Origin of the sequence: Streptomyces actuosus, from assembly GCF_016921115.1 — a bacterium.
Taxonomy (GTDB): Bacteria; Actinomycetota; Actinomycetes; order Streptomycetales; family Streptomycetaceae; genus Streptomyces; species Streptomyces actuosus_A.
Map to the genome: position 1 here is coordinate 1 of NZ_JAFFZS010000126.1, position 793 is coordinate 793.

1 protein-coding gene is annotated in these 793 nt (G+C 72.1%); it reads right to left on the reverse strand.

Annotated features, from left to right (window positions below):
- Positions 1–712: acyl carrier protein (locus JS756_RS35890; RefSeq protein WP_240204879.1), on the reverse strand; the 712-nt coding region annotated here is incomplete at its 3' end.
- Positions 713–793: the final 81 nt, after the last annotated feature.

Consider the following 793-nt stretch of genomic DNA (forward strand, 5'->3'; position numbering starts at 1 on the left):
GGAACGCGCCGATCGCGTCACCGCCCTCGCTCACCAGCCGCCACAGATCCTCCGGCGAACCGACCCCACCCGGGAACCGGCACGCCATCCCCACGATCACCACCGGATCGTCGTCCACGCTGGTCGCGACCGGCAGCACCGCAGCGGCTTCTGTCTCGCCGAGGCCGTCCTCCACCAGCTCGGCCAGGATGAGACGGGCCACGTCCGCCGGGGTCGGGTGGTCGAAGACGAGCGTTGCGGGTGAGCGCATGCCGGTGGCGGCGTTGAGCCGGTTGCGCAGTTCGACCGAGGTCAGGGAGTCGAAGCCGAGGTCCTGGAAGGTCTGTTCCGCCTCGACCTGGTGCCCGGAAGTGTGGCCCAGGACGGAGGCGGCCTGAGTCGACACGAAGTCCCGCAAGAACCGGTCACGGTCGGCGACGGGCAGCGCGAACAGCCGCCCCCGCAGGTCGATGCCGTTCCGTCCTTCCGCGCTCTCGGCCTTACGGCGGCCACGCGCGCGGACGAGGGAACGCAGCAACGCCGGGACGTCCTCGGGGATGCGGCGCCTCAGCACCGCGAGGTCCAGGTCGACCGGCAGGACGACGGGCTGCTCCAGACCGCCTCCCATGTCCAGCGCCGTGTCCAAGAGACCGAGCCCCTGTTCGATTGCCAGCGGCTGCATGCCCTCGCGTGCCATGCGGCGCAGGTCGGCTTCGGTCAGCTCGGCCGTCATGCCCGCTCCCGGAGCCCACGGCCCCCAGGCCAGCGCGACGGCCGGCAACCCGGCGCGGCGACGAACGGTGGCGAAGGCGTC